This window comes from Tropicimonas sp. IMCC6043, assembly GCF_004146235.1.
GTDB lineage: Bacteria > Pseudomonadota > Alphaproteobacteria > Rhodobacterales > Rhodobacteraceae > Tropicimonas.
The window spans coordinates 18789-44966 of sequence record NZ_SELO01000019.1; the positions used below are offsets into that span (position 1 = coordinate 18789).

Below are 26178 nucleotides of genomic sequence, written 5' to 3' on the forward strand. Positions count from 1 at the left end.
TTAGTGGCAGACAAAGCCGTTGGCGTGGCGCACGTCGTGGGCGGCGGCATGCAGGGCGGATGCCTGGACATTCCCGGCTATGGTAACGAGCCCGAGGCCGAGAATGCCGCAGACCAGCACCGCTGCGTGGCGGCTCGAAATACCGAAGCTGGCCTTCTGTCGAAGGGTCGCGATCATGATGTAGCTCCTTTCGCTGTCACACCCGACAGCATCGAGTTTCAACAATCCGGCAGGTCTCCTGGCTCGCGGGTTGTCATGTGGGCCTGCCTTCCCTGCACGGGGCAAGTGGCGTCGCTGGCCCGCACTCGCCGCTGACAGTCGCGGGGGCGGCTTCGGTCGGGATGGCCCGGGTTGGGTACCTTCCCTCCGAATTCCCTCTTCGTCTCCCGACACTTTGTGCCTCACGGGAGAACCGGATCGTTCGACTCTACCTTTGCGCGAGCCGTTCAGGCAAGTCGAATATGTGCGAGATAGCGGGGCACGGTTCCCGAGGTCTGGCGGCCTTCTCGGACATCGCTCCGCCCGTGCTGCACGCAGTCCAGACCCAGACCGCATCGTCATTATCTCTGCCGCGGGCTCGACGGGCGAATTGCGGATGGCGATGATAAGGAGATTCGGAATGCCGCAGGACGACTGGCGCGGGACTATTCCCTGGCAGAGGCCACAGCTCCGGCGGTCGGCCGGGCCGGCTTCCTTTTGATTGTGCTCCTCGCCGACGTCGCAACAGCGTCCGGCCTGATCGCAAGCATCTCTGCCGTGTCACGGATGTTGGCGCTTGCCTTAGACGCGATCGTGTTGGCGGTCTTTGGCGCAACGAAACGGCAGAGCAATCCAATGATCGTGACCATTGCCGCCGTCGCCATTGCTGCCGTGTTCGCGTTCAAATGCCTGTATCTCTCCCGCTGGCTGGCGCCACTGACTGACACCGAGCACTGACGCGGCCCGCAGACATAAGATGACAATTCGCATCGCGACTTTGGCCGGCCGCGCCCTGTTCGGCATCACCGCTCGAGGTCGTTGGCTGAAAGCGACGCCTCGAGTCGAATACCTCGTGTCAGCCCTTCATTCGCCGTTCCCGTTGAAACAGTCGCGGTAGATCTTGAAGGAGCCGTCATCCTGACGCTTCAGGATGGTCAGGAACTTGCCCTCCATTTTCTTCTCGGCCCCGCCGATGACAGATGTGACGTCATAGTCGCCCCGCGCGAAGGCCCAGTCACCTGCGATCTCGATGTCGATCGGGTTGATGTACATGGATTTCCGAGGCGGGCGCTTGGCCCAGGCATCAGCGATGTTTGCAGCGACAACGTCGATGCCCCGCGCCGGAACACCAGGTGGCATCTGAACGCCGGCCGGGTCCCACAGCGACAGCCAGGTCTCGGTATCACCCGACACCGCAGCGCTGGCATAGGTGGTCAAGAGGCTCTGGATGCCCGCCTTGTCCGAGGCGTCATCGGCCCTCAGGCCGGTACTCCCGCCGATGCCGAGAAGCAGAACACACAAACCGGCAGCGACGGGCTTTGTGGCAACCGGGTATCTCATGGCTTTCCCCCATTGGTTGCCCTCGTTTCCGCGGCGGCAGCCTACCACCTTGCCCTGCATCTGGCGTTGATCTGGAACATTGCGCGCGACGACCCCGGCAGACGCCGACCTGGCACGGATACACATGGGGATCAGGCGATGCACGAGGAGGGATTGAGTCCCAACCGAGGCGGCCTAAATGACCGGGAACGGTAGAAGGGACGAGCGAAATGAATGATGCCCCGGACGTGATCGACGATCTGAGTTTGGCCCCTCCGATGGCGGCGACCGGCAATGGCTGGGCGCTCGTTTCCGACCGTGTCATGGGCGGTGTCTCGTCGGGAAGGATGACCCGCGAGATCGTTGACGGCCGCGACGCTATCCGCATGCGCGGCAGTGTCCGTCTCGAGAACAATGGCGGGTTCCTGCAGATTGCCCTGGATCTCGGAAAGGACGGCGCAGAGGTCGATGCGCGCCAATGGGCAGGCATCCGTCTCGATGCGTTCGGAAACGGGCGGACCTACAACCTGCACCTGCGCAGTTCGGACATTCGGCACCCGTGGGAGTCCTACCGTCAGAGCTTCCGCGCCCCGCCTGACTGGACGACGGTGTTCCTGCCTTTCGACGGCTTCACGCCGCACCGGACCGATCAGCCACTGAATCCGGCCCGTCTCCGCCGGCTTGGGATCGTCGCTATCGGCCGGGCGTTCGAGGCCGACATCGCGGTTGCCGACATCCGTTTCTATTCCTCGAGCGCGGCACACTGACCCAACGGGAGAGCGTCGCGCGATCCTGTCTCGTCTGGCCCCTTGAATTTTTTAGTCCCGGGTATGCCTCGCTGAACCGGCCATCCGGCAGATGTTGCTAGGTCGTGTTGACAAAAGGGATTCACACTCGGCAGTAGGCGTGATTCAAGCTGGTATCTGCGATGGAGACCAGCTTGGCACGAAACCTGATGTCGGAATGAGGCGGGTCAGAAAACGGTCCGGGGGACCGTTTTCCCGGCGAATGAGTGGGCGTTCTTTGAGCGGTTCATCTTGTCTGTCCGCGCCCCGAATGGGCGCAAACCCACAGACCACCGGCTTGTTCTTGATGGTGTTTTCTGGATTGCTCGGACAGGGGCACCATGGCGGGACTTGCCCGAAGAGTTCGGAAAGTGGTCAAGTGTCTATCGGCAGTTCCGCCGCTGGACGCTCGCCGGTCTCTGGGATCAGATCCTGGAGGCGCTGACCGAGAGCCGGATCGTCCCTGACGCCCTGCAAATGGTCGATAGCACCGTGGTTCGCGCCCATCATCAGGCAGCGGGCGCTAAAGGGGGACTCCGCGACAGGGTTTTGGCCGCTCAAAGGGTGGCTTCACGACCAAGATCCACCTCCGGGTGAATGCCGCCGGTCTGCCGATGCCGACTGACATCACACCCGGCCAGACATCGGATTATCTCGGCTTCGATCTCGTCATGGACGACAACCTCCCCGAACCGTCCGTCCTGCTGGCCGACAAAGGCTATGATGCTGACAGCATTCGCGACGAGATGCGGGAACGGGCCATTCAACCAGTGATCCCCATGCGGAAGTCGCGAAAGAAGCGTGTTGGCGTTGATCGCCCACTGTATCGCTTGCGGAACTTGGTGGAGAGATGCTTCAACAAGCTCAAGAATGCACGCCGAGTCGCGACCCGCTACGACAAAACGGCTGAAAGCTTCCTCGGCTTCATCGACATCACATCAATCCGCCTCTGGCTCCGCCATTTGTCAACATGACCTAAGGTTCTCGTACATCGCGAGAAGAATGCGCTCGGCAACTTACGGATAGTTTGCAAAAGGGGAAATCCCAAGCTCGCCCTTCTCGATTCCGTTCTGCGCCTCGTAGATTACCTAGTACTCCAATCGTCATCAGCACTCTCAGCACGGAAAGCATCTCCGGATCGGCTTCGGTCGGGTCGTCGGGCACTATTGCACACATCGGCTGAAGGTCAGGGTTGCCTTTTCCCCTGACGGAGGTATCCCGCAGCCTCTGTGAAGGGCATGCCGAGCGCGGTGTAGCGGTTCAGGGCGGCGATTTGGATCTGGATCTCGGGAACTTGGCGGTCGAAGTCCCGCGCCATCAACCGCTGGCCCAGAAGTTTTACGCAAAGTATCTTCCTTTCGACGCGGTTCTGGCAGTGGTATCAGTTCCATCGTCGCCACAGAGCCCAACCGAGGTATTTCGCCGCGCGCAGCGCCTCGTTTCGGGCCATGGCTCCGGCGGTGACGGTCTGCCATGGTTTGGCGTTCTCGCGGTGCGGGAGTGAGAAGGAAAGGAAATGCTCCGGAGGACCATTTCCCCGACGAACGGCATGGGCGCCGCGGTCGGAGATGGCATCGTGGAATTTGCGGGCGTGCCATTCGCCTTCGCCCTCGACCTTGATGCCGGTGCTGTCGATCAGCAGGTGCAGCGGCCCTTTGGATTTCCGGTAGGGGATGTTGACAGCCAGGGTCTCCTGACGGCGAGAAGCGTGCTGAAGTCGTGCGCCGTCCAATCGAGGCCGACCAGCCGCAACAGGCTTGCGACGAACCCGGTCGTTTGCCGCAGCGCCATGCCGAACCGCAGCTTCATCGAAAGGCAGGTCTGGATGGCGGCGTCACTGAAGGTCCGTAGGCGCGCGCGCCTGCCCGTGGGTTCGGCCTCCGAATTCATCTCTGAGTCGAACCAGATCGTCAGCGAGCTACGGCGCTTGAGCGCTTCATTGCAAGTCCGCCAGTTCCTGGTTTTGTAGGCCGGAGGTGTCAGTCTGCTCATGCAGACCTTCTACTTTGCTGGATTCTCGGGATGAACCCCTGACAGGAAATGTGCAACAGAGCCAGCGGGGGGGAATCCATAAAATACCTTAAAAATCTGTATTTTGTGGATTTATGGCAGTCCGTAGGGGAATCGAACCCCTCTTTCCAGGTTGAAAACCTGGCGTCCTAACCGATAGACGAACGGACCCTGCGCTGGTGCGGCGGTATGTAGAAAAGCCTGCCGGGCCGTGCAAGGGGTTTTTCGGCTTGGCGGACAGAAAGATCCGGGCTTCAATTCTCGGTAGCGCGGGCGGCGTCCTCGAGGCGAAGCTGGGCGCTGCGGCGGCCGTTCCATTCATTGATTTCAAGCCGCCCGGCGAGGTGGAACCGGGCGCCGCCATGTTGTTCGAGTGCCGGTCCGAGCGGCGTGTCAAAGGCGGAAAAGCAGATCGCGTCGAGCGCCGGGCCGGTGCTGTCGCCGACGCTCAGCTTGAGATGTGTCTCACCGACGCGTCGGGCAAAGCGGATCGCCATGTCGGGCAAAGCGAAGCGGGGTGCGGGTGCCGCAGCGCCGAACGGTCCGGCGCCCTCCAGCGTCTCGATCAGTTCAAGCGTCGCCGCGCCCGGCATCAGCAAACCGTCGAGCTTGAGGTCACGGGGGCCGCCATCGCCCGCGCCCTGCCGAGCGAGCAGTTCGGCGAGCCGGGCCATGGCCGGTTCCACGTGGTCTTCAGCGACAGTGAGCCCCGCCGCCATCTTGTGTCCGCCACCCTTCAGGAGCAACCCTTCCTGCGCCACGCGCTGGATCGAGGCGCCGAGATCGATACCGGAGATCGAGCGTCCCGACCCTTTGCCCTCGCCGCCCTCGAGCCCGATCACGACGGCCGGACGATTGGTCGCCTCCTTCAGGCGCGAGGCGACGATGCCGACAACGCCCGGATGCCAGCCCGCGCCCGCGGCCCAGACCAGCGGGCCGTCGAGGCCGCGAGCTTCGGCCTGGGCCATCGCTGCATCGGTTACCCGCGCCTCGATTTCACGGCGCTCGTGGTTGAGCCGGTCGAGTTCCTCGGCCATATCCTGCGCTTCGGCGGGATCGGAGGTGGCCAGCAGCCGCGCGCCGAGGTCGGACTTGCCGATCCGTCCGCCTGCATTGATCCGCGGGCCGAGCAGGTAACCGAGGTGATAGGCCCGCGGCGCTTCGTTCAGCCCCGCAACGTCGGCCAATGCTCTGAGCCCGATGCGGTCGCGGCGTGCCATGACCTTGAGCCCGGTGCGCACCAACGCCCGGTTGACGCCGAGGAGCGGCGCGACGTCAGCGACCGTCGCCAGCGCCACAAGGTCGAGAAGCGCCATCAGGTCAGGGCCTTGTCCACCGTTGTCCCGCATCTGGCGGTTGACCTCGACCAGCGACAGGAAGACCACGCTGGCGGCGCAGAGATGGGAGAGTTCGCCGGTCTCGTCCTGCCTGTTGGGATTCACCACCGCGAGGGCAGGGGGGAGGGTTTCGCCGCCGAGATGGTGGTCGAGCACGACGACATCGGCACCCTCGGCTGCCGCCAGCGCATCGTGCGAGAGGGTGCCGCAATCGACGCAGATCACCAGATCGTGCGCCTCGGCGAGTTGGCGCATCGCCGGCGGGTTCGGTCCGTACCCCTCGTCGATTCGGTCCGGGACATAGAGCGTCGCGGCTCGGCCCAAGGCGCGCAGCCAGGTCAGCAGGAGCGCCGCCGAAGCTCCACCGTCGACGTCGTAATCCGCGAAGACCGCGATCCGCTCGTGCTGTTCGACCGCGCGTCGCAGGCGGGTGGCGGCCTTACCCATGTCCAGAAGTGTCAACGGGTCGGGTAGCAACTCCCTCAGTGTCGGTTCGAGAAAGCCCCTGGCCTCCTCGGGGGGCACGCCGCGGCGCACGAGGATATGGCAGAGCGGCGGCGGCAGGCCGGTCGCCTGCGCCATGGCTTCGGCCAGCCGTTCCTGTTCGATCCCGGGGCCGACCCAGGACCGCGCGGTGAGCGAATGCGTCACCCCGAGGAAGGCCGTCATGCCGCGTCCGATCCCGTCAGACCGGGTTGGAATAGGTGATGCGGCGAACCGAACCGGTCTTGGACCGCATCAGGATCGTCTCGCAGGTGAAGCGATGCGGCTCGCGCTTGACGCCCGGCAGAAGATTGCCGTCGGTCACGCCGGTGGCGGCAAAGATCACGTCGCGGGTCACCATTTCGTCCCGGGTGTAGATCCGGTCGAGATCGTCGATCCCGGCCTTGCGCGCGCGCGCGGTCTCGTCTTCGTTGCGGAACAGCAGCTGGCCATACATCTGACCGCCCATGCATTTGAGTGCCGAGGCCGCCAGCACACCCTCCGGTGCGCCGCCCTTGCCCATATACATGTCGATCCCCGTCAGGTGCGGTTCGGCGCAATGCATCACGCCGGCCACATCGCCATCGGTTATGAGCCTGATGGCGGCGCCGGTGGAACGCACTTCGTCAATCAGGTCGACGTGGCGCTCGCGCTCGAGGATGCAGACGTTGATGTCGTCGGGATCGCACCCTTTCGCCTTGGCCAGCGCGATGACCCGCTCGGCCGGGGACATCTTCAGCGTCACCACGTCCAGCGGGTAGCCGGGGCCGATGGCGAGCTTGTCCATGTAGACATCGGGCGCATGCAGCATCGATCCGCGCGGGCCCATTGCCACCACGGTCAGCGCGTTCGGCATGTCCTTGGCGGTGAGCGTCGTGCCCTCGAGAGGGTCGAGCGCAATGTCCACCTCGGGGCCCACACCCTCGCCGACCTCCTCGCCGATGAAGAGCATCGGCGCCTCGTCGCGCTCGCCCTCGCCGATGACCACGACGCCGCGGATTTCCAGCTTGTTGAGCTGCTCGCGCATGGCGTTCACCGCGGCCTGGTCGGCGGCTTTCTCGTCGCCGTGGCCGATCAGGTGCGCCGAGGCCATCGCGGCGGCCTCCGACACGCGGGCGAGGGCGAGAGAGAGCATGCGATCGTGGAACTCGGGAGGCTGATGGGGCATGGGGTGGGTCTTCCTGCATCGGGATGTCGGTGAGTATTCATACACGGGGTAGCGGTGCGGCCGGCGGACGCGCAAGCGTTGATAGCGCCGAAGCGTCAAAATGGCCGCAAGCGGTTTGGCCTTGGATTCGCGCCCCTGGCGGAGCCTCAGACTGCCTCGATCCGGATCGCCACCGGGTCGCCTTGCACAACGCCGGTCGCGTCGAAGCCCTGAAGCGCGGTATCGAGCGAATCCCGGCTCGTCTTGTGTGTCACGAAGACCACCGGCGCGTTGTTGCTCTCGTGGCGCATCTGGCGCATCCGGTTGATCGAGATGCCGGCCTCGCCGAGCACCGTCGCGACCTTGGCCATCGCGCCCGGCTTGTCGGTCAGCAGCATGCGCAGATAGTAGGGTGCCGGTGCCGAGGCGCGTGCAGGCCGCGCCCGCTCCAGCCCACGGGCGGGCTGGCCGAATGTGGTGATGCGGCTGCCGCGGCCGATCTCGACGATATCGCTCATCACCGCGCTCGCTGTCGGGCCCTCGCCGGCGCCGGCGCCACGTAGCACGATCTGGCCCACCGCGTCGCCTTCGAGCACCACCATGTTGGTGCCCCCCTGAAGCTGCCCGAGCGGGCTGTCGGCCGGAACCAGGCAGGGCGACATGCGTTGCTCGAGCCCGCGGCCGGTCATCTGAGCCACGCCAAGGAGCTTGATCCGGTAGCCCAGATCAGCGGCGCTACGGATGTCGGCGATCGAGAGCTTCTGGATCCCCTCGAGTTCGACTGACGGAAAATCCACACGCGTGCCATAGGCGATGGCGGCGAGCAGCGCGAGCTTGTGACCCGCGTCGATCCCGCCGACATCGAGATTCGGGTCGGCCTCAAGATAGCCGAGCGCTTCGGCCTCGGCGAAGATCTCGTCATAGGGCAGGCCGGCATCTTCCATCCGCGTCAGGATGTAGTTGCAGGTGCCGTTCATCACCCCCATGACTCGCGTCACCTCGTTGCCCGCCATGCCCTCGGTCAGAGCCTTGACGACCGGAATACCACCGGCGACGGCGGCCTCGAAGCGGATGACCCGGCCGGCCTCCTCGGCTGCCTCCGCCAGTTCCTGGCCGTGCAGCGCCAGCATCGCCTTGTTGGCAGTCACCACGTCCTTGCCCGCTGCAATGGCGGCCTCGGTGGCGTCCTTTGCGGGGCCCTCGGCACCGCCCATCAGCTCGACGAAAACATCCACATCCGGCCGCCGGGCCAGGGCCACCGGATCGTCTTCCCAGGCATAGCCGGACAGCGCCACGCCACGATCCTTGTCGCGTGAGCGCGCGCTCACGGCAACGATCTCGATCGCCCGACCGGTCCGCGCGGCCAGCAGGTTGGCCCTCTGGCGGACGATCTTCACGACGCCGACACCGACCGTTCCGAGACCCGCGATGCCAAGGCGAAGGGGTTGAGACATATACGTTCCTCCAGCGTGGACGATCCATCGGCGAACGCCGCGCCGGGCGTCTCGCGCTGACTTAGCGCGTTCAGCCTTCGGGCGCAACGCGGGCCGACTCGGCCCGAAGTGCCGCCGCACGGTCAAGCAGCGCCGCAGCCTCCTCGGGCGGCACGACCGGCGCCGCGGCGGCCTCTGCCCGCGCCGCCATCGCCGCGCTGCGCGCCGCCATCTCGGCCTGCGTCACCGCGTCGATCACCAGGGTATCCGCCGGCTCCAGGACGATCCTGTTGTCCGAAAGGCGCGGTCGCTCTGCCTGCTTCGCCTGCTCGGTCACCGCCGCGTCGAGCTCCGGGAAACGGGCGCAGCCCGCGAGGCCCGTGCCGAGCAGGATAAGGGCAGCGATGAGAAGAATGCGCATGCGGGAACTCCGTCGAGTCGCGGCAGAGCCTATCCAAGCGTCCGGTGCTTCGGCAAGGCACCGATCGCCCCTTGAATTGAACGTTCGTTCAATGGAAGGATCGGGACATGGCGCGAAAGACAGGCTCCCACGCCGAAATCACCGGCCCGAAGATCCGAGAGGCAGCGCTGCACCTCTTCGCCCGGCATGGCTATGCGGCGGTTTCGATGCGGCAGATTGCAGCCGAGGTCGGCGTTCAGGCCGGCGCACTCTATGCCTACACGCCCGACAAGCAGGCGCTTCTGTTCCACCTGATGGAAGCTCATATGCAGCACCTACTGGAGAGCTGGGCCGCCGAGCCCAGGCCCGACTCTCCGCTGGCGCGGCTGGAAGGCTTCACGCGGTTCCATATCCGCTATCACCTCGACCGGCCGGACGAGGTCTTCATCTCCTACATGGAGCTGCGCAACCTCGAGCCGGAGAATTTCGCCGCGCTGGAATCGCTGCGCCGGCGTTACGAGGATGCGCTTCAGCAGATTCTTGCGGAGGGCTGCGCGGCGGGGCTTTTCGCCATCGCCGATCCAAGGATCGCCACGATGGGGCTCATCGCCATGCTGACCGGCGTCAGCACCTGGTTCCGCGACACCGGCCGCCTGAGCCGGGCGGATGTCGAGGAGGTCTATTGGGACATGACCCGGCGGGCGGTGGGGGCGGGCTGATCCGCCGCTTCATCTGTTCGGAAACACTCTCGGGGGAAGGCAACCGGAACGGGTGCCCGGGGGCAGACAGCCCCCCGGGCACCCGACTATCGGTCAATGCGCCGGCTGGATGAAGGTGCCGTTGCGCAGTTCGGCGAAGGCCTGCATGAGCTCCTCGCGGGTGTTCATCACGATCGGCCCGTGCCAAGCCACCGGCTCCCGGATCGGTGCGCCCGCAACCAGCAGGAAGCGCACGCCTTCGGGGCCGGCCTGAACGACGACCTCGTCGCCCGCGCCGAAACGGATGATCGTCCGGTTGCCCGAAAGGTCGCGGATATTGACTTCCTGGCCCATCACCTCCTTTTCGAGCAGCACGCCGGTCGGCGGCGCGGAATCGACAAAGGCACCCGCGCCTTCGAAGACATAGGCGAAGGCCTGCCGGCGGGTGTCGATCGGAAACCGCTTCTTGCGGCCCGCGGGGACGAAGATGTCGAGATAGAGCGGGTCGGCGGCGATGCCGTCAACCGGCCCGCGCTTGCCCCAGAACTCACCCGTGACGACCTTCACCTTCGTGCCGTCATCTTCCTCGATAAGCGGGATCTCCGAGCCGCTCACGTCCTGATAGCGCGGCGCCGTCATCTTCAGGTCGCGCGGCAGGTTGGCCCAGAGCTGGAATCCGTGCATCCGCCCGGTGGCGTTGCCCTCCGGCATCTCCTGGTGCAGGATGCCCGACCCAGCGGTCATCCACTGCACGTCACCGGCGCCGAGCGTTCCCTCGTTGCCGAGGCTGTCGCCATGAGTGACGGCGCCCTCCAGCACATAGGTGATCGTCTCGATGCCGCGATGCGGGTGCCAGGGGAACCCGGCGAGGTAGTCCTCGGGCCGCTCGTTGCGGAAATCGTCGAACAGCAGGAACGGATCCATCAGCTCCGGGTCCTGAAAGCCGAAGGCGCGGTGCAGCTTGACGCCCGCGCCCTCCATCGTCGGCGTGGCGCGGGCCATGTGGTTGACAGGTCTGAGAGACATCGTGTTCTCCTTTCGCGGTGAAAGGTAGTGGCCCGGCGACCCTGCGACAATGCGCAGAATTGAGGGACTTCCGCAAAGACATTGTGCAGGAATGCGCGTTGAACCTTTCCTCTCGCGCCCGCACCGGTAAAGGGCTACTCAGCGCGCATGACCCAGAATCTCCTGAACTGTCTTCCGACACCCGAGATCACACCGGGCGAGACTCTGGCCACGATAACGCCCTCGGCCGCCCGCCGGATCACCGGAGTTGCCGCGCTCGCCGCGCTTGGCGCCGTGCTGATCTACGTCGCGCTGGTCAGCCCGCCGGCCGCGCTTTTCTGGCAGGGTTTCCTGCTGCTGCTCGGCGTCGGGACGCTCTATCTCGCCGACATGCTGCGTCGGGCCACGGCGCAGCGGCTCGTGCTCACGCCGGAGGCGCTCCGCGAGAGTGGTGGCCGGCTGGTCGCGCGCGTCGAGGATATCGTGGCTGTCGAACGCGGGGCCTTCGCGATCAAGCCGTCGAACGGCTTCCTGCTCCGGCTCCGGGTGGCGCAGGCGGGCGGAAGCCGCTGGGCGCCGGGGCTCTGGTGGCGGCTCGGGCGACGCGTCGGCGTGGGTGGGATCACCTCGGCCGCGGAGGGCAAGGCCATGGCCGAGATCCTCTCCACCCTGATCCTCATGCGGCAGGGGCAGGTATCGGACGGATCGACGCCGCCGCAGGCGTGAGCGGCGGCGCGCTCAGTTGTTATAGCAATGCTGCTCGGAGTTGCCGGAGATGAATTTCATCTGTCCCGGCATCCGCGGCGAGGTGAAGATCGCGTTCTCGAAGACCTGATGCCCGAGGCCGACCTCAAAGGCCGGGTTGTAGGACATGAAAGTCTCGGCGACGATCAACTCGTCACCCTTCGGAAAGAGTGGCACGGTGTCCTTGCGCTGCATCAGCGCGGCCTTGTCGAGCACCACGCGCCCGTCGGTCGATTTCGACCAGCAGACGTCGAGATTGCGCGTGTCCTCGTCGTCACAGTTCGCGGTGCATTCGATGATCGAGATCCGCAGCTGTGTCGGATGGTTGCCATAGGTCAGGTAGTCATAGACGTCGTCGAGCCCGTCGAAATAGGTCTGGGTGATCCCTTCTGTCTCGCGGCTGATCATGTCGGCGATCGTGTAGGTGGCTTTCAGGTTGACGTTCTGCATCCGGAACGCGTCGAACCAGACGAAGGACCCGACATAGACCATGCAGAGCAGCGGCAGGATGATCGCGGTCTCGACCGAGAGCGATCCCTCCTCGCGCCGTGCGAAGAGACGCGCGATGTGGCCGGGGCGGAAGACTGGAGGCATGCGCATGTCCGGTTCTCCCCTAGCTCGGCTCGTTGACGAAGGCCGAGAGCGAGACCAACGCATAATGGTCCGCGTCGTGTCGCGGCAGTTTCAGACCCAGTCCGGTGAGCGGTGCCAGCGGCTTCTGCAACGCGCAGACGCGCACCATCATCAGTTCGTGCTGGATGCCCACCTCGAAATTCACCACCGGCTGGATCTCGGTCGACTTGTCGACGCAGGTTGGTCCCTCGGGCAGCGGCTGCCAGGTCGATTTGGACACCGGGCTCAGCTCGATGAGCATGTTTTCCTTGCAATCGGGAAGGATCAGCGCCTGCTCGCAGATGAAGTCCTTCAGGTCGTCATGCGTTGGGTTGTTCCATTCGCCGATGCGCAACGAGCGGACGGCGATGTCGGTGGCGCGGTCCAGCATGACCTGGCGGACCATCAGCAGGCCGATCTCGAAGGCCGACAGGAAAAGCACCATGAAGATCGGAAACAGGATCACGAACTCGATGGTCGCGTTCCCCTCCTCGCCGCGATAGAGGCGGCGAAGACGGTGGCCTCCTGCCGCATGACTTTCTTGCCTCATTGTCGTGCCCTTAACTCCATGGGCTTGATGACCCAGATCCAACTCGTTCCAACCGACGGTCTTGACTCCGTCTCTTACCCACTCATTGAGCGTGTCCGGTTTGGCGTAAATGGGGCGGCGAGGCGTCGTCCCCGGGGTTTGTCGGCCACCCCGGGACCCCGCCGCGGCCCTTCTACTGCGTCAGGCGCAGCTGGTTGATCTGCAACGCGATCGAGGCGAAAGCGTTGGAGATGTCGAGGCTCCTCACGTCGTAGTAGTAGGTCGGAAGCGACGCGCAGTCTTCCAGCGCCATGTCCGCCGCCGGGTCGTCGGTGTCCATGCCGATCGTGAAGATCAGGATGCCTGCCTGTTTCGCCGCATCACAGATTGCCGAGGTGCGCGGGTTCTTCACGTTGCCGTCCCAGGCGGTGGCCGTCTTCGAGCCGATCTCCTCGACCATCTGGTCGTAATAGGTCCAGTAGCTGCCGCCAAAGATCCGGGACGGAAACTCGTAGGCATAGCGGATCACCGACATGTCGGCCCAGACTTCGGGCCAGGTCAGCCGGTCGGCATCGTTGCCACCGACGGGATCCCGTCTCCAGGCCTTGTGGTAATGACTGTAGTAGTCGTAGCTCGTGCCCGGACGGTCGTGGTAATAGGAATAGTAGTCGCGGCCGTAGTAGCGATAGAGGTAGAGCGGCGAGTTGCCTTCACGGTAGCCGGGTCTGACCTCGCGCTGCACCGTGTTGGCGCCGTCCGACATCACCACGAGGACCTTCTTGGTGTTGTCGCGGTCATAGGCAAATGGCTGGCCTTCGAGCGACTTGTCGACCTCGCCGGCATCGATCAGCGCCGACAGGACCGGCTGCGAGACCGGGTCAAGCATGGTCACGCCCCATTTCGTGCCGACATCGATCGAGGTCCAGCCGCCATGCTGCATGGCGTTGATCCGGCTCTTGAGATAGTCGGGATCGGTCGACCAGGCGGCGATGTCGCGGTCTCCGGACGTGTCGCAGACGGCGTCGGACACATACCACTGCGAGTTCTGGGCGTCGAAATGCATCGTCCGGAGCAGCGGTTCGGTGGGCGGAAGGGACACGGAAGAGAACTGGCTCTCGGTGAAGGTGACACAGCGCGTTCTGTCCTGTTCGGACGTGGTGCTGTACTGGTTGAACATCGTCTCGCCCAGCGAGACCTGCTCGGAGAAGGGAACGATCGAGATTGCGGTCGTGCCATCCTGGTCGGCCTCGTCGCGCGCCACCGCGTCGATGAACTCGTTGGCCGCATCCTTGAGAAGCTGAAGCCGCGTCGGCGTGCCCTCGCGCATGGAGCCCGAGTTGTCGAGCACCAGGGCGATCTCGATATCCGCCAGCGACTCGTTCGCGGCGCCCGAGGCGGGAACGGTCAGGCTCTTGATCCCCACCATGTCGATGAACATCGTGTCGATCCTTGCCTCGGATCTGGCCGAGACGGTCCTGTAGTTGATCCCCTGCTCGACATTGACCGAGACGAGGTTGTCAGCCAGCCCCGCCTTGGCGAAGTAGTCCTCAACGACATCCTTGGGGTCGAGCACCTGCTCGAGGTTAGCCGCGGCGAGCACGGCGCGGTCGAGCGTGTGCTGAAGCTTGGCGCGGGTATACTCGAACCGCACCGTGTCGAGCGACAGCCCGATGGCGAGCAACATGCAGAGCAGGATATAGAGAGTAAAGATGATCATTCCGCCGCTTTCGTCGCGGCGAAATCTCCGGAAGGCGGACAGATTCGTCCTGCCCCGACGCTTGCGCGTGTACATAACCGTAGGACCTTTTAACACATAACAAGGTAACTGAGGCCCACTGGGCCGCCATGCCCCAAATAGGACAGTACGACGCTGACCATTCTGAGGCTGGACTTGGACGGCAACCTGAGGAAACTATGACGGCAAAGCGGCGGATGCAGACAATCCGCGCTGGTTGCGAGGTCGCCTGCGGCAGTGTCGCGGTGCCAAATAAATGGCGCCGGGACGCGTCTTCGCATCCCGGCGCTCGGCTGTGTTCTCGCGACCAGACCGTTTTAGTTCGTGAGACGCAGCTGGTTGATGGTGCGGGCAATCGAGGTGAAGGCCTGGTCGAGGTCGTTGCTCTCGACGTCGTAGAAATACCCTTCCCCCGAGGCACAGTCGTCAAGCGTCGCGTCGCCCTGACCATAGGTGTCCATGCCGATGGTGAAGACGATCACGCCGGCTTGCTTGGCCGCCGAGCAGATCATCGAGGTGCGGACGTTCTTGTCGGTATTGTAGAAGCGCTTCACGATCCGGTCGTATTCGGTGCCGGACGATTGGCCGGTGGCCCGCCGGAAAAGCGTCTCGGTGTAATACTTGACGCTCATCGCGTTCCAGACCTCGGGCCAGGTCATCTGCACCGCGTCGCTCTGGCCGGTGGGCGTCACATCCCAGTCACCGGTGGAGAAGCGGTAGTATTTCTCTGCGCTTACACGGTCGGCGTCATAGTAGGATAAGCCTGAGTAATCGATCGGACCACTCGACAGGCTTCCGTCGTAGAAGAGTGTCGAGGCGCCGTCGCGAAAGGGCGGCAGGATGTCGTACTGGTTGGTGTTCTCGCCGTCCGACATGATGATGAGGTATTTCTTGCGGTCCACAAGCTCATTGTCGGAATGGTAATCGAAGGGCTGGCCCCGGAACTTTTCGTCGACCTTGCCGGAATCGACCAGCGCAGAGAGCACCGGGCGGGCCGTGGGGTCAAGCAGGGCGGCGCCCCATTTGGCGCCGAGCTCGATCGAGGTCCAGCCGGCTCCCTGCATTGCGTCGATCCGGGCCTTGAGAAAATCGATATCGTCGGACCAGGGCGTGATCGCACGGTTGGCTGTTGTCTGGCAGACAAGGTCGCCCGAAGAAGGCGGCTTTCGCTTGCCGGAGGGGTCGAAATGCGCGGTTCGGGCGATCTGCAGGGTCGTTGACAACGCGGTCGACCCGAAATCGGCGTCCTCGTAGGTCACGCAATGCGAGTATCCGTGTTCCGAGCTTGCATTGTAGAGACCGAGAAGGTCCGCGCCTGCGGTCACCTGGGTGGCAAATGGAATGATGGAGATCGCGACCTTGCCCTCGGAATTCTCGCCCGTCAGCACCTGTTCGACGAAATTCTTCGCCGCCGGTTTCAGGAGGTTCATCCGATAGTTGCTGTTCTGTGCCATGGAGCCGGAATTGTCGAGCACCAGGGCGATCTCGAGCTCGGACACCGATTCCCGGGCCGTGCCGCCTGCCGGAACGACGAGGCTGCGGATCCCGACCATGTCCATGAACATGGTCGGCAGGGTAAATCTGGACGTGGCGGTAACCTCGCGCGCGTCCAACCCCTGTTTCACGGAAATCTCGACCTTCGCCGGATCGATCCCCGCGCGCCGGAGGTAATCCTCCACCACGGCCCTCGGGTCGAGGGTCTGATCCAGATCGGCCGCGGCGAGGACCGCGGCGTCGGTGACGTTCTGCAGCTTGATCCGGCTGAACTCCGTGCGGACCACGTCAAGTGCGGCGCCGACGGCGAGCAACATGCAGATCAGGATAAAGAGCGTGAAGACGATCATGCCGCCGGCCTCGTCCTGCCTGAAATTACGCAGGGACGAGGCCGGTTTACGGGGAGTCCGCGATGCACGGACGACTGAAATAACTTGCTTCAACAAAAGTGGCACCCCAAACACCCCGGTTCGACGGGCGCCCCCACCCAGAATTCTTTTTGCCACAATTTTGTCGCAAGTCCGTGCCAATTGTGCCGTATCGATCTGGGAAATCGAAAAAAATTCACGAAAACAGTCGGTTGGGTTTTTGTGCCTGGCGGATGAGAGTTTCGGCGAAGTGAATAATGCCTGAAATGCCCCGGCGATTGTTTTGTAATCGGCCCGAGAGGCAAGCGAATCGGGCGATTCGGATGGCTGCACTGCGGCAGAAATATGGCGTGCCCTTCGGCGCGTTCCGCCCTAGGCTCGATCCGCCGGCGCCGCTTCGGTGAGGCGCCCCCTGGCCCGATGGCATCGTTTCCGAGGGAGGACGAGATGAACCCCATTGCTGAACCGAGTTTCCGCGAGTCCGTCGACCTGATGTTCAAGCGCGCGGTCTCCGTGATGGATCTGCCACCGGGGTTGGAGGAAAAGATCCGCGTCTGCAACTCGACCTACACGGTCCGGTTCGGGGTCCGGCTTCGCGGCCAGATCCACACTTTCACCGGGTACCGTTCGGTCCATTCGGAACATATGGAGCCGGTGAAGGGCGGCATCCGCTATGCGCTCGGCGTGAACCAGGACGAGGTCGAGGCACTTGCGGCCCTGATGACCTACAAATGCGCGCTGGTCGAGGCGCCGTTCGGCGGTTCCAAGGGCGGGCTCCGCATCGACCCGCGCCAATACGAAGAGCACGAGCTCGAACGGATCACGCGTCGCTTCGCCTATGAACTCGTCAAGCGCGACCTGATCAACCCGAGCCAGAACGTGCCCGCTCCCGACATGGGCACCGGCGAGCGCGAGATGGCCTGGATCGCCGATCAGTACCGGCGGATGTTCACCACCGATATCAACGCCCATGCCTGCGTCACCGGCAAGCCGATCTATGCCGGCGGCATCGAGGGGCGCGTCGAGGCGACCGGGCGTGGCGTTCAGTATGCATTGCAGGAATTCTTCCGTCATCCCGAGGACCTCGCCGTCGCCGGGCTCTCGGGGCAGCTCGAAGGCAAACGCATCGTCGTGCAGGGCCTCGGCAATGTGGGATACCACGCGGCGCTCTTCCTGAGCACCGAGGATGGCGCGCTGATCACCGGCATCGTCGAGCGCGACGGAGCGCTGGTCGATGACCGGGGGATCGACGTGCAAGCGGTACGGAGCTGGATCGAGACCCACGGCGGGGTCGCGGGATACCCGCACGCCACCTATGTCGCGGAAGGCGCCGCGGTTTTGGAGAAGGAATGTGACATCCTGATTCCGGCCGCGCTTGAAGGCGTGATCACGTTGCAAAACGCGGACCGGATCCGGGCCAATCTCATCATCGAGGCCGCCAACGGTCCCATCACTGCCGGTGCCGACGACGTGCTGCGCAACAAGGGCGTGGTGATCATCCCCGACCTCTACGCCAATGCCGGTGGTGTGACCGTCTCCTATTTCGAGTGGGTGAAGAACCTGTCACAGATTCGCCTCGGCCGCATGCAGCGCCGCCAGGAGGAGGCGCGGCATGCGCTGCTGGTGCAGGAACTGGAGCGGCTCGACCGCTATCTCGGCGACGCCTGGTCAATGACGCCGAGCTTCAAGGAGCGCTACCTCAAGGGGGCCGACGAACTCGAACTGGTCCGGTCCGGCCTCGACGACACGATGCGCACCGCCTACCAGAAGATGCGCGAGGTCTGGCACGGAAGGAGCAACGTGCCGGACCTGCGGGTCGCGGGATATATCGTGGCGGTCGAGCGGGTGGCGATGAGCTATCGCGACAAGGGTCTCTGACCAGCGTCCCAACATGCAGGCCACCCCGCGTGGATGGCCTGCGTCATTCCTGTGAGTCGGTTCTCGCGGCTGCCTTTTCCGGCGGACCGTGCCTTCTCCGGAGATCTTTTCAGGATAGGCAGACGTCGCTACCGAGACGGTTGATCCTTGAGGTAGTGCCCCGAGACATACCCCTTGAGTTGGCGTACGTCGCGGAGCGAAACCTTGCACCAGGGAGTGCCGCCGACCCGGTCGCAGCCATGGTTGCGGACCATCGTGCCATTGGGTAGCCCGACGACGACCCGATAGCCGGTACCCGGCCCGGAGCGCAGCTTGAGCATGTCGTCCTGATCGACGCCGGTCACTTCGGCGAGCGGGGCCGCACCGGCCGCACCGGCCGCGAGAAGAAGGGCGGCCAGCGCCGCCTTTGGGAATATCCGCATGATCTGCTCTCGTTTTTTGCCTCGCCTGAAGTGTCCTGCAGGCGGCCGCCTCTTGCAAGTGCAGTATGGCCGGGAGCGCATCTGTTCTTGCCACCTGTCGCACTTGCGTAGCGCCATGTCGCGCCGCGGAGAGGCTGGTCACGGCGCATCGTCGGATTGTCCACAGAAATGCGTCCCACCTGCGCGTGCTCCGTCTGGACTTGCCGCGGCGCGGGAGCGATAGTCCGGCAATGTCCCTGCCAGATGGATTCCTCGACGAGCTTCGCAGCCGCACCTCGCTTGCGCAGGTTGTCGGCCGCAAGGTGGTTTGGGATCAGCGGAAATCGAACCAGGCAAAGGGCGATCACTGGGCGCCGTGCCCGTTCCACCAAGAAAAGACCGCCTCCTTCCACGTCGATGACCGCAAGGGCTTCTTCCATTGCTTCGGCTGCCACGAGAGCGGCGACACGATCAGCTTCGTGCAGAAGACGGAAAACGTCTCCTTCATCGAGGCGATCGAGATCCTCGCCGGCGAGGCCGGGATGGAGATGCCGGCGCGCGACCCGCGCGCGAGGGAGAAAGCCGATCGAAAGAGCCAACTCGCCGAGGTGATGGAGGCGGCGACGAAGTTCTTCCGTCTCCAGCTCAAGACCGCAGCGGGCGGCCAGGCGCGCGCCTACCTCTCGGAGAAGCGCGGCCTGAGCGCGGCGGCGCTCGACCGCTGGGAGATCGGCTTTGCGCCGCCGGGCTGGCAGAATCTCTGGGACCACCTGCGCGGCAAGGGCATCGCGCCCGAGCTGATCCTCAGCGCGGGGCTCGCCAAGCCCTCGGACAAGGGCCGGGAGCCCTATGACACATTCCGCAACCGGATCATGTTTCCGATCCGCGACGGCCGCGGCCGCGCCATCGCATTTGGCGGCCGGGCGATGGACCCTTCCGATAGTGCGAAATATCTCAACTCGCCGGAGACCGATCTCTTCGACAAGGGGCGGAACCTCTACAATTTCGGCCCTGCGCGGGAGGCCGCGGGCAAGGGGCAGCCGCTCCTCGTCGCCGAAGGTTACATGGACGTGATCGCGCTGTCGGAGGCGGGGTTTGGGGCAACGGTCGCCGGGCTTGGAACCGCGATCACCGAAGCCCAGCTACAGCTGATGTGGCGGGTGGACGACGAACCGGTGATCGCGCTCGACGGCGACACTGCCGGGCTGCGCGCGGCGATGCGGCTCATCGACCTCGCGTTGCCGCTGATCGAGGCCGGCAAGTCGCTGCGTTTCTGCCTGCTGCCCGAGGGTCAGGACCCCGACGACCTCCTGAAGGCGCGCGGACCCGAGGCGATGCAGGCGCTCATCGATGCCGCGGTGCCGATGGTCTCGCTGCTCTGGCGGCGCGAGACCGAGAGCAAGGTGCTCGACAGCCCGGAACGCCGGGCCAAGCTCGACACCGCGCTGCGTGCAGCGATCAAGCGGATCCGAGACCCGGGACTTCGCGGCCACTATGCCGAGGAGATCCGGCGGCTTCGGGCGGAACTCTTCGGCCTCTCTTACGGGCCGGTTGGGCAGGCCGGAATGGGCGCGGAACGGAATGCCCGCCCGCCCTGGAAAAAGGGCGGCTGGCGCGCCGCACCGGTCGCGGCGCCTGTTTCCGGCACGCTCAGCTCGCGGCTCGCCGGCGCGGACGAGGGCGTGGCGCTGGAACTGCGCGAGGCGGTAATCCTCGCCACGCTGATCGGCACCCCGACGCTGCTCGAGGAATTCTGCCACGTTCTCGAGGAGATGCCTTTCGAGGGGCCGGGCCATGCCGAGCTTGCTGCCGTCCTGTTGACCTGTGACCCGGAGGACACGGCCCCCGAAGTCGAGGCCCGCATCGCCGCGGCGCTTGGCCCGCAGGCCCTTGAAAGGGTGCGGTCGGAACGCCACGTAACGCTCGCCCCGTCGGTGCGGCGTGCCGGCGATCTCGACCTTGCGCGGCTCTGCCTGGAAGAGGAGATCGTCAAGCTGGCCGCGCTCCGGGGCACGAGGCGCGAGATCGACGAGGCCATGGAAGGCTTTGGCGAGACCTCCGCGGAGTGGATCGACCATCGGCTCGCGCTTTCGGTCGAGGCGCGTCAGATGGCCGGGCGCAGCAGCGACGGAGACCGCGCCGACTTTGTCATTGCCGAGAACGGCGCCCGGATGGACCGGGGCGAACGCTCGGAACTGGACCGGCTGCTGAAATCGATCGGCTTCCTGGCGGAAGACAAGGACGGTGGCGGCGAGACATGAGAGGGGCGGCGGGCTTTCAATTCCGCGCCCGGATAGGTATGCGAGTGGAATTGCGCGCCCCGTGCGCTAGTGATTCGGTCTGATTCGAGGACGCGCCGAATCATACCGCCCGCGAGACAGGAGTTCCTATATGGCCGCCAAGGACACCGAAGACCGCAAGCAGGACGACAACGAGCAGGACGTTTCGCTCGATATGAGTCAGACCGCGGTCAAGAAGATGATCGCAGATGCCCGCGAGCGGGGTTACATCACATACGATCAGCTCAATCAGGTGCTGCCGCCGGACCAGGTCTCCTCCGAACAGATCGAGGACGTGATGTCGATGCTCTCCGAAATGGGCATCAACATCATCGAGGGCGAGGAAGCCGAGGACGACGAGAACGGCGACGGCAAGAAGAACGGATCGACCGAGGTGGTCGAGGCTTCGACGTCGCGTGAGGTCGCCGTCTCCACCACCGAGACCGAGAAGCTCGACCGCACTGACGACCCGGTCCGAATGTATCTGCGCGAGATGGGCTCGGTGGAGCTGCTCTCGCGCGAGGGCGAGATCGCCATCGCCAAGCGCATCGAGGCCGGCCGCAACACGATGATCGCCGGGCTCTGCGAAAGCCCGCTGACCTTCCAGGCGATCACGATCTGGCGCGAGGAACTTCTTTCCGAGGAGATTCTGCTGCGCGACGTGATCGACCTTGAGACCACGTTCGGCAGCGGCATGGACGACGAGGAAGCGGAGCCCGTGGTCGAGAATCTCGGCGTCGATTCCCAGGCCGAGTCGAAGACGGAGCAGCCCGAATACGACGCCGACGGCAACCCGATCAAGCGCGAGGACGACGACGAGGAAGAAGAGCAGGCCAACATGTCGCTCGCCGCGATGGAGGCCGCGCTGAAGCCGAAGGTGCTCGACATCCTCGACCGCATCGCCCGCGATTTCACCGACCTCGAGGAGATGCAGGACGCGCGGATGTCGGCGACGCTGAACGAGGACGGCTCGTTCTCGACCGTCGCGGAGGCGACCTATCAGAAGCTGCGCTCCGAGATCGTCGTGCTGGTGAACGAACTGCACCTGCACAACAACCGGATTGAGGCGCTGATCGACCAGCTCTACGGCATCAACCGCCGCATTATGTCGATCGACAGCAACATGGTGAAACTCGCCGATCAGGCGCGGATCAACCGTCGCGAGTTCATCGACGCCTACAAGGGCTACGAACTCGACCCGGGCTGGATGGACCGTATGGCGGCCCAGCCGGGCCGCGGCTGGGCGGCGCTCTTCGAGCGCTCCTCGGACAAGATCGAGGAGCTTCGGGCCGAGATGGCGCAAGTGGGCCAGTATGTCGGCGTCGACATCCCCGAGTTCCGCCGAATCGTCCAGCAGGTTCAGAAGGGCGAGAAAGAAGCCCGCCAGGCCAAGAAGGAAATGGTCGAGGCGAATCTCCGGCTCGTCATCTCGATCGCCAAGAAATACACCAATCGCGGCTTGCAGTTCCTCGACCTGATCCAAGAAGGCAATATCGGCCTGATGAAGGCCGTCGATAAGTTCGAGTACCGCCGCGGCTACAAGTTCTCGACCTACGCCACGTGGTGGATCCGGCAGGCGATCACTCGTTCGATTGCCGACCAGGCCCGCACGATCCGTATCCCGGTCCACATGATCGAGACGATCAACAAGCTGGTTCGAACCGGTCGCCAGATGCTGCACGAGATTGGCAGGGAGCCGACGCCGGAGGAACTGGCCGAGAAGCTGCAGATGCCGCTCGAGAAGGTTCGCAAGGTGATGAAGATTGCCAAGGAACCGATCTCCCTCGAAACGCCGATCGGCGACGAGGAGGACAGCCAACTCGGCGATTTCATCGAGGACAAGAACGCGGTTCTTCCTCTCGATTCTGCGATTCAGGAGAACTTGAAGGAGACGACGACCCGGGTTCTCGCCTCGCTGACGCCGCGCGAGGAGCGTGTGCTTCGGATGCGCTTCGGCATCGGCATGAACACCGACCACACGCTTGAAGAGGTCGGCCAGCAGTTCAGCGTGACCCGCGAGCGGATCCGGCAGATCGAGGCCAAGGCGCTTCGCAAGCTCAAGCATCCGAGCCGGAGCCGGAAGCTCAGGAGCTTCCTGGATCAGTAGCCCGTTCGGGTCCGAGCCGGCGGCGCGGCGACGGGCCGCTTGACGCAAACAGGGAGGCGCAGTGATGTCGCTGTTTTCGAAACTGTTCGGTGGCGGATCGGGTGGCCAGCCCGAGCCCGAAACCTATTCGGGCTTCCGCATCTTTCCCGACCCGATCAAGGAGGCCGGCGGTTTTCGTGTCGCCGCCCGGATTGAAAAGGACGTCGACGGGGAGACGCTGAACCACCAGTTGATCCGCGCCGATGTCTGTTCGTCCGAGGACCAGGCGCGGGAGATCTCGCTCGCGAAGGCACAGGCGCTGATCGACGAACGGGGGGATGCCCTGTTCGGCTGAACGGGCTTGGTCAGGGGAAGTTCGGGCAACCGGGTCTCTTCCCTTTTGAACGCGTTTCGGAGGACTTCGGCAGCGGTATGCGAGAGCGCCTTCCAGGCCTCGCGATGTCCGCAACCGCCCTTGCGACGGAGAACCTGTCCTGTAGTCTGTCACCATGCTCCAATGGGGCAGGAACGGAGGCGAAGATGGGACGCATGGCCATGATATCGGCGCTTGTCGGAGCGCTCGCGGCGGGGGCGGCTCCGGCCGTGTCGCAGGGCGCCGTGCGATACGCGGCGCCGGACGGATTGGTGGTCATCGGTTCGTCACAGGAATTCGAGATCCTCACGATTGCCGGGCGCGGAAAGGCGGACTATTTCTGTGCCGCTGGTCGCTTTGCCCGCGACCGGCTCGGCGCCCGCAACACCGACCGGGTAATCGTCATCAGCGGCCGTACGCCAAGCCAGATCCAACCGAACCGCGACGCCGTGGTCTTCGCGGTGACCGGACCGGACGGGCCGCGCCCTCCGGTCGCCCGCATCGCAGGTCCGCGGCGCGGCCAGAGTGCAAGCGTGGGCCATGCCAACGCGCTCTGCAGCCTTGCCCATATGGGGCACGGTAGTTCGAATGATGACGACTAGGGCGCCGGCGATGGCGGTTTCCTTCGTGCGGTCGACGGGCTCCGTTCCCGCTGTCCCGCGGCGTCCCCGAAGGATCTGCGGCAGATGATGCGCCACCACATCCTGGACGTCGACACCGAGGGGGCCGGCCTTTACGAGATCACGTCTCGCGTGGCTCGCTGGTTGCGCGAGGTCGGCGCGGCGGACGGGCTCCTGACGCTGCTGATCCGCCACACATCGGCCTCGCTGCTGATCCAGGAGAACGCGGACCCCGAGGTGCAGAGCGACCTGCGGGCCTATTTCGAGCGGCTGGTGCCGCCCTCGAACCATCCCTCGATGTCTTATCTGGAACATGTCTACGAGGGCCCCGACGACATGCCCGGTCATATCAAGGCGGCGCTGCTGCCGGTAAGCCTGTCGATCCCGGTTGAAGCGGGCGCAATGATGCTTGGTACATGGCAGGGCCTTTACGTCTTCGAACACCGCACGCGGGCGCATCGACGTCAGGTGGTGATGCATTTCCTGGGCGCATGAGAGGGTGCGAACGCCGTGTTTCCGCCCGTTCCGGTCCGATTTTCTCCAGATAGGGTATGTGGACAAATCCCCTACCCAAGCTTTCGCGGCTCCCCTATAGTCTTAGCAATGCGTCGGGGGTGACCCCCAAGGGGAAGTCTGAAAGGGGACAGGGATGCGGTGCCCGTTCTGCGGCAATGTCGATACCCAGGTGAAGGACTCGCGGCCTGCGGAGGATCACGTCGCCATCCGGCGGCGGCGCTTCTGCCCGGCCTGCGGCGGGCGCTTCACCACGTATGAGCGGGTCCAACTGCGCGACCTCGTGGTGATCAAGTCGAACGGACGTCGCGAGGATTTCGACCGCGACAAGCTCGAACGCTCGGTGCGGATCGCGCTGCAGAAACGCCCGGTGGACCCCGAGCGGGTGGACCAGATGATTTCCGGCATCGTGCGCCGGCTGGAGAGCATGGGCGAGACCGATATATCGTCCAAGGTGATCGGCGAGATCGTCATGGAGACGCTCGCGCGGATCGATACGGTGGCCTATGTCCGCTTCGCCAGCGTCTACAAGAACTTCCAGGCTGCGGGTGATTTCGACAAGTTCGTCAGCGAGTTGCGCCCCGGGGACGGACAAGGAGAGTGACCGCTGAAGCGGCGGACGCCCGGTTCCTCGATCTGGCGATCGCGCTCGGGCGGCGCGGGCTGGGCCGGGTCTGGCCCAATCCGGCTGTGGGCTGTGTCATCGTTCAGGGCGCGCGCGTCGTGGGGCGCGGATGGACCCGGCCCGGCGGCCGGCCTCATGCCGAGACCGTTGCGCTGGCGCAGGCCGGCGCGGCCGCGCGCGGCGCCACGGCCTATGTCTCACTGGAACCTTGCGCCCATCACGGCAAGACGCCGCCCTGCGCCGAGGCACTTTTGGCGGCGGGTGTTGTTCGAGTCGTTTCCGCACTCGAGGACCCGGACCCGCGCGTGGCCGGCAGAGGCCATGCACTTCTTGCGGCCGGCGGTGTCGCGGTGACGAACGGCCTGCGGGCGGAGGCCGCCCGGCGGGCGAACGAGGGGTTCCTGCGGCGGGTGACGGAAGGCCGGCCGCATCTGACGCTGAAACTGGCCGTTTCGGTCGACGGCCGCATCGCCACGGCCACTGGAGAGAGCCAGTGGATCACCGGCCCCGAGGCGCGCCGCGCGGTACACGGGATGCGCGCGTCACATGACGCGGTTCTGGTCGGCGCCGGCACGGCGCGGGACGACGACCCTTCGCTCACAATCCGCGGCCTTGGCGTGACGCATCAGCCGGTGCGCATCGTCGCCTCGCGGCGACTAGACCTCCCGACAGAGGGCCGCCTTTTTAACGGGATGGAGGACGCGCCGGTCTGGCTCTGCCACGGCCCGGCCGCAGACGGGGAAAGGCAGGCGGCCTGGGCAGTGCAGGGGGCGCGGTTCCTCGAAGTGCCTGTGCATCACGGGCGGCAACTCGATCCGGCGGAGATGTTGCAGGCACTCGGCGCGGCAGGGCTGACGCGGGTTCTGTGCGAGGGCGGCGGCACGCTGGCGGCCTCGCTTCTGAATGCCGGGCTGGTGGATGAACTCGTGACGTTTACGGCTGGCCTCGGGCTCGGCGCCGAGGGCCGGCCGGGGCTCGGCGCCATGGGGGTCGACGCGCTGGCCGCGGCGCCGCGGTTCCGGCTGGAGCGGCTGCGCGCCGTGGGGCCGGATGCGATGGCGGTCTGGCGGCCGGAGCGGCGCTGAGCGGCGGAAGGCAAGCCTGG

Annotated in this window: 23 protein-coding genes, 1 tRNA gene, 3 pseudogenes and 1 riboswitch; of the genes and pseudogenes, 13 read left to right on the forward strand and 14 right to left on the reverse strand. The window is 64.8% G+C overall.

Annotation, left to right across the window (positions count from 1 at the left end; genetic code table 11):
• Complete coding sequence (locus EU800_RS16325; protein WP_129634099.1) at window positions 1-177, reverse strand: CbtB domain-containing protein; 177 nt, start codon at window positions 175-177, stop codon at window positions 1-3.
• Between the two features lie 33 nt (window positions 178-210).
• A riboswitch (cobalamin riboswitch) is annotated at window positions 211-432 on the reverse strand.
• A gap of 204 nt (window positions 433-636) precedes the next feature.
• Here EU800_RS16325 and EU800_RS16330 point away from each other — a divergent pair.
• A pseudogene (locus EU800_RS16330) lies at window positions 637-936 on the forward strand (hypothetical protein); the annotation flags it as partial.
• A gap of 126 nt (window positions 937-1062) precedes the next feature.
• On the opposite strand, the gene EU800_RS16335 reads toward EU800_RS16330, so the two are convergent.
• Complete coding sequence (locus EU800_RS16335; RefSeq protein ID WP_165354698.1) at window positions 1063-1539, reverse strand: DUF4440 domain-containing protein; 477 nt, start codon at window positions 1537-1539, stop codon at window positions 1063-1065.
• 209 nt (window positions 1540-1748) lie between these two features.
• On the opposite strand from EU800_RS16335, the gene EU800_RS16340 reads away from it, so the two are divergent.
• On the forward strand, window positions 1749-2285 hold the full coding sequence (locus EU800_RS16340; RefSeq protein WP_129634101.1) for a CIA30 family protein: 537 nt from the start codon (window positions 1749-1751) through the stop codon (window positions 2283-2285).
• A 188-nt stretch (window positions 2286-2473) separates the two neighbouring features.
• Window positions 2474-3277: pseudogene (locus EU800_RS16345) on the forward strand (IS5 family transposase).
• Window positions 3278-3489: 212 nt separating this feature from the next.
• On the opposite strand, the pseudogene EU800_RS16350 reads toward EU800_RS16345, so the two are convergent.
• The 6 genes and pseudogenes from EU800_RS16350 to EU800_RS16375 all read right to left on the reverse strand — a co-directional run bounded on the left by EU800_RS16350 (window position 3490) and on the right by EU800_RS16375 (window position 9134).
• Window positions 3490-4295 (reverse strand): annotated as a pseudogene (locus tag EU800_RS16350) (transposase).
• A 114-nt stretch (window positions 4296-4409) separates the two neighbouring features.
• A tRNA-Glu gene (locus tag EU800_RS16355) sits at window positions 4410-4484 on the reverse strand.
• A gap of 83 nt (window positions 4485-4567) precedes the next feature.
• The gene (recJ, locus tag EU800_RS16360) at window positions 4568-6319 is read right to left on the reverse strand and encodes a single-stranded-DNA-specific exonuclease RecJ (RefSeq protein ID WP_129634103.1); all 1752 of its coding nucleotides are present in this window, start codon (window positions 6317-6319) and stop codon (window positions 4568-4570) included.
• A 16-nt stretch (window positions 6320-6335) separates the two neighbouring features.
• Window positions 6336-7301: a class II fructose-bisphosphatase gene (gene glpX / locus EU800_RS16365; RefSeq protein ID WP_129634104.1), complete on the reverse strand. Its 966-nt coding sequence runs from the start codon at window positions 7299-7301 to the stop codon at window positions 6336-6338.
• A 146-nt stretch (window positions 7302-7447) separates the two neighbouring features.
• Entirely contained in the window at window positions 7448-8734 is a 1287-nt protein-coding gene (locus EU800_RS16370; protein ID WP_129634105.1) for a homoserine dehydrogenase, read from the reverse strand.
• 70 nt (window positions 8735-8804) lie between these two features.
• The gene (locus tag EU800_RS16375) at window positions 8805-9134 is read right to left on the reverse strand and encodes a hypothetical protein (protein WP_129634106.1); all 330 of its coding nucleotides are present in this window, start codon (window positions 9132-9134) and stop codon (window positions 8805-8807) included.
• 107 nt (window positions 9135-9241) lie between these two features.
• Here EU800_RS16375 and EU800_RS16380 point away from each other — a divergent pair, with 107 nt between their 5' ends.
• Complete coding sequence (locus tag EU800_RS16380; protein ID WP_129634107.1) at window positions 9242-9832, forward strand: TetR/AcrR family transcriptional regulator; 591 nt, start codon at window positions 9242-9244, stop codon at window positions 9830-9832.
• A 93-nt stretch (window positions 9833-9925) separates the two neighbouring features.
• Here EU800_RS16380 and EU800_RS16385 read toward each other — a convergent pair whose 3' ends face one another.
• Window positions 9926-10837, reverse strand: a complete 912-nt coding sequence (locus EU800_RS16385; RefSeq protein WP_129634108.1) for a pirin family protein — start codon at window positions 10835-10837, stop codon at window positions 9926-9928.
• Window positions 10838-10984: 147 nt separating this feature from the next.
• Here EU800_RS16385 and EU800_RS16390 point away from each other — a divergent pair, with 147 nt between their 5' ends.
• A complete protein-coding gene (locus EU800_RS16390; RefSeq protein ID WP_129634109.1) occupies window positions 10985-11542 on the forward strand; it encodes a hypothetical protein in 558 nt (185 codons plus the stop codon).
• A 12-nt stretch (window positions 11543-11554) separates the two neighbouring features.
• Here the strand turns inward: EU800_RS16390 and EU800_RS16395 are convergent, their stop codons facing one another.
• The 4 genes from EU800_RS16395 to EU800_RS16410 all read right to left on the reverse strand — a co-directional run bounded on the left by EU800_RS16395 (window position 11555) and on the right by EU800_RS16410 (window position 16280).
• A complete protein-coding gene (locus EU800_RS16395) occupies window positions 11555-12160 on the reverse strand; it encodes a TadE/TadG family type IV pilus assembly protein (protein WP_129634110.1) in 606 nt (201 codons plus the stop codon).
• Between the two features lie 13 nt (window positions 12161-12173).
• Window positions 12174-12722: a TadE/TadG family type IV pilus assembly protein gene (locus EU800_RS16400; protein WP_129634111.1), complete on the reverse strand. Its 549-nt coding sequence runs from the start codon at window positions 12720-12722 to the stop codon at window positions 12174-12176.
• A gap of 172 nt (window positions 12723-12894) precedes the next feature.
• The gene (locus tag EU800_RS16405; RefSeq protein ID WP_165354699.1) at window positions 12895-14418 is read right to left on the reverse strand and encodes a pilus assembly protein TadG-related protein; all 1524 of its coding nucleotides are present in this window, start codon (window positions 14416-14418) and stop codon (window positions 12895-12897) included.
• A 335-nt stretch (window positions 14419-14753) separates the two neighbouring features.
• On the reverse strand, window positions 14754-16280 hold the full coding sequence (locus EU800_RS16410; protein ID WP_129634113.1) for a vWA domain-containing protein: 1527 nt from the start codon (window positions 16278-16280) through the stop codon (window positions 14754-14756).
• A gap of 465 nt (window positions 16281-16745) precedes the next feature.
• On the opposite strand from EU800_RS16410, the gene EU800_RS16415 reads away from it, so the two are divergent.
• Window positions 16746-18176, forward strand: a complete 1431-nt coding sequence (locus EU800_RS16415) for a Glu/Leu/Phe/Val dehydrogenase (RefSeq protein ID WP_129634114.1) — start codon at window positions 16746-16748, stop codon at window positions 18174-18176.
• A 128-nt stretch (window positions 18177-18304) separates the two neighbouring features.
• Here EU800_RS16415 and EU800_RS16420 read toward each other — a convergent pair whose 3' ends face one another.
• Window positions 18305-18598: an SH3 domain-containing protein gene (locus tag EU800_RS16420; protein ID WP_129634115.1), complete on the reverse strand. Its 294-nt coding sequence runs from the start codon at window positions 18596-18598 to the stop codon at window positions 18305-18307.
• A 230-nt stretch (window positions 18599-18828) separates the two neighbouring features.
• On the opposite strand from EU800_RS16420, the gene dnaG reads away from it, so the two are divergent.
• The 7 genes from dnaG (at window position 18829) to ribD (ending at window position 26158) form a co-directional block, all read left to right on the forward strand.
• Entirely contained in the window at window positions 18829-20838 is a 2010-nt protein-coding gene (dnaG, locus tag EU800_RS16425) for a DNA primase (RefSeq protein WP_129634116.1), read from the forward strand.
• Window positions 20839-20968: 130 nt separating this feature from the next.
• Window positions 20969-22963, forward strand: a complete 1995-nt coding sequence (gene rpoD, locus EU800_RS16430; protein WP_129634117.1) for an RNA polymerase sigma factor RpoD — start codon at window positions 20969-20971, stop codon at window positions 22961-22963.
• Window positions 22964-23027: 64 nt separating this feature from the next.
• The gene (locus tag EU800_RS16435) at window positions 23028-23297 is read left to right on the forward strand and encodes an HlyU family transcriptional regulator (RefSeq protein ID WP_129634118.1); all 270 of its coding nucleotides are present in this window, start codon (window positions 23028-23030) and stop codon (window positions 23295-23297) included.
• A 185-nt stretch (window positions 23298-23482) separates the two neighbouring features.
• Window positions 23483-23917 (forward strand): hypothetical protein, encoded by a 435-nt coding sequence (locus tag EU800_RS16440; RefSeq protein ID WP_129634119.1) that lies wholly within the window; start codon window positions 23483-23485, stop codon window positions 23915-23917.
• Window positions 23918-24001: 84 nt separating this feature from the next.
• On the forward strand, window positions 24002-24430 hold the full coding sequence (locus tag EU800_RS16445; RefSeq protein WP_242500608.1) for a secondary thiamine-phosphate synthase enzyme YjbQ: 429 nt from the start codon (window positions 24002-24004) through the stop codon (window positions 24428-24430).
• Between the two features lie 154 nt (window positions 24431-24584).
• Window positions 24585-25052, forward strand: a complete 468-nt coding sequence (gene nrdR / locus EU800_RS16450) for a transcriptional regulator NrdR (RefSeq protein ID WP_129634120.1) — start codon at window positions 24585-24587, stop codon at window positions 25050-25052.
• On the forward strand, window positions 25049-26158 hold the full coding sequence (gene ribD / locus EU800_RS16455) for a bifunctional diaminohydroxyphosphoribosylaminopyrimidine deaminase/5-amino-6-(5-phosphoribosylamino)uracil reductase RibD (RefSeq protein ID WP_129634121.1): 1110 nt from the start codon (window positions 25049-25051) through the stop codon (window positions 26156-26158). Before nrdR ends, ribD begins: the two co-directional genes overlap by 4 nt.
• The last annotated feature ends 20 nt before the right edge of the window (window positions 26159-26178 follow it).

Bases quoted from the DNA above. Each gene is read 5' to 3' on its own strand.
- EU800_RS16325 (WP_129634099.1), bottom strand. From the start codon at position 177: ATGATCGCGACCCTTCGACAGAAGGCCAGCTTCGGTATTTCGAGCCGC.
- EU800_RS16335 (WP_165354698.1), bottom strand. From the start codon at position 1,539: ATGAGATACCCGGTTGCCACAAAGCCCGTCGCTGCCGGTTTGTGTGTT.
- EU800_RS16340 (WP_129634101.1), top strand. From the start codon at position 1,749: ATGAATGATGCCCCGGACGTGATCGACGATCTGAGTTTGGCCCCTCCG.
- recJ (WP_129634103.1), bottom strand. From the start codon at position 6,319: ATGACGGCCTTCCTCGGGGTGACGCATTCGCTCACCGCGCGGTCCTGG.
- glpX (WP_129634104.1), bottom strand. From the start codon at position 7,301: ATGCCCCATCAGCCTCCCGAGTTCCACGATCGCATGCTCTCTCTCGCC.
- EU800_RS16370 (WP_129634105.1), bottom strand. From the start codon at position 8,734: ATGTCTCAACCCCTTCGCCTTGGCATCGCGGGTCTCGGAACGGTCGGT.
- EU800_RS16375 (WP_129634106.1), bottom strand. From the start codon at position 9,134: ATGCGCATTCTTCTCATCGCTGCCCTTATCCTGCTCGGCACGGGCCTC.
- EU800_RS16380 (WP_129634107.1), top strand. From the start codon at position 9,242: ATGGCGCGAAAGACAGGCTCCCACGCCGAAATCACCGGCCCGAAGATC.
- EU800_RS16385 (WP_129634108.1), bottom strand. From the start codon at position 10,837: ATGTCTCTCAGACCTGTCAACCACATGGCCCGCGCCACGCCGACGATG.
- EU800_RS16390 (WP_129634109.1), top strand. From the start codon at position 10,985: ATGACCCAGAATCTCCTGAACTGTCTTCCGACACCCGAGATCACACCG.
- EU800_RS16395 (WP_129634110.1), bottom strand. From the start codon at position 12,160: ATGCGCATGCCTCCAGTCTTCCGCCCCGGCCACATCGCGCGTCTCTTC.
- EU800_RS16400 (WP_129634111.1), bottom strand. From the start codon at position 12,722: ATGAGGCAAGAAAGTCATGCGGCAGGAGGCCACCGTCTTCGCCGCCTC.
- EU800_RS16405 (WP_165354699.1), bottom strand. From the start codon at position 14,418: ATGATCATCTTTACTCTCTATATCCTGCTCTGCATGTTGCTCGCCATC.
- EU800_RS16410 (WP_129634113.1), bottom strand. From the start codon at position 16,280: ATGATCGTCTTCACGCTCTTTATCCTGATCTGCATGTTGCTCGCCGTC.
- EU800_RS16415 (WP_129634114.1), top strand. From the start codon at position 16,746: ATGAACCCCATTGCTGAACCGAGTTTCCGCGAGTCCGTCGACCTGATG.
- EU800_RS16420 (WP_129634115.1), bottom strand. From the start codon at position 18,598: ATGCGGATATTCCCAAAGGCGGCGCTGGCCGCCCTTCTTCTCGCGGCC.
- dnaG (WP_129634116.1), top strand. From the start codon at position 18,829: ATGTCCCTGCCAGATGGATTCCTCGACGAGCTTCGCAGCCGCACCTCG.
- rpoD (WP_129634117.1), top strand. From the start codon at position 20,969: ATGGCCGCCAAGGACACCGAAGACCGCAAGCAGGACGACAACGAGCAG.
- EU800_RS16435 (WP_129634118.1), top strand. From the start codon at position 23,028: ATGTCGCTGTTTTCGAAACTGTTCGGTGGCGGATCGGGTGGCCAGCCC.
- EU800_RS16440 (WP_129634119.1), top strand. From the start codon at position 23,483: ATGGGACGCATGGCCATGATATCGGCGCTTGTCGGAGCGCTCGCGGCG.
- EU800_RS16445 (WP_242500608.1), top strand. From the start codon at position 24,002: ATGATGCGCCACCACATCCTGGACGTCGACACCGAGGGGGCCGGCCTT.
- nrdR (WP_129634120.1), top strand. From the start codon at position 24,585: ATGCGGTGCCCGTTCTGCGGCAATGTCGATACCCAGGTGAAGGACTCG.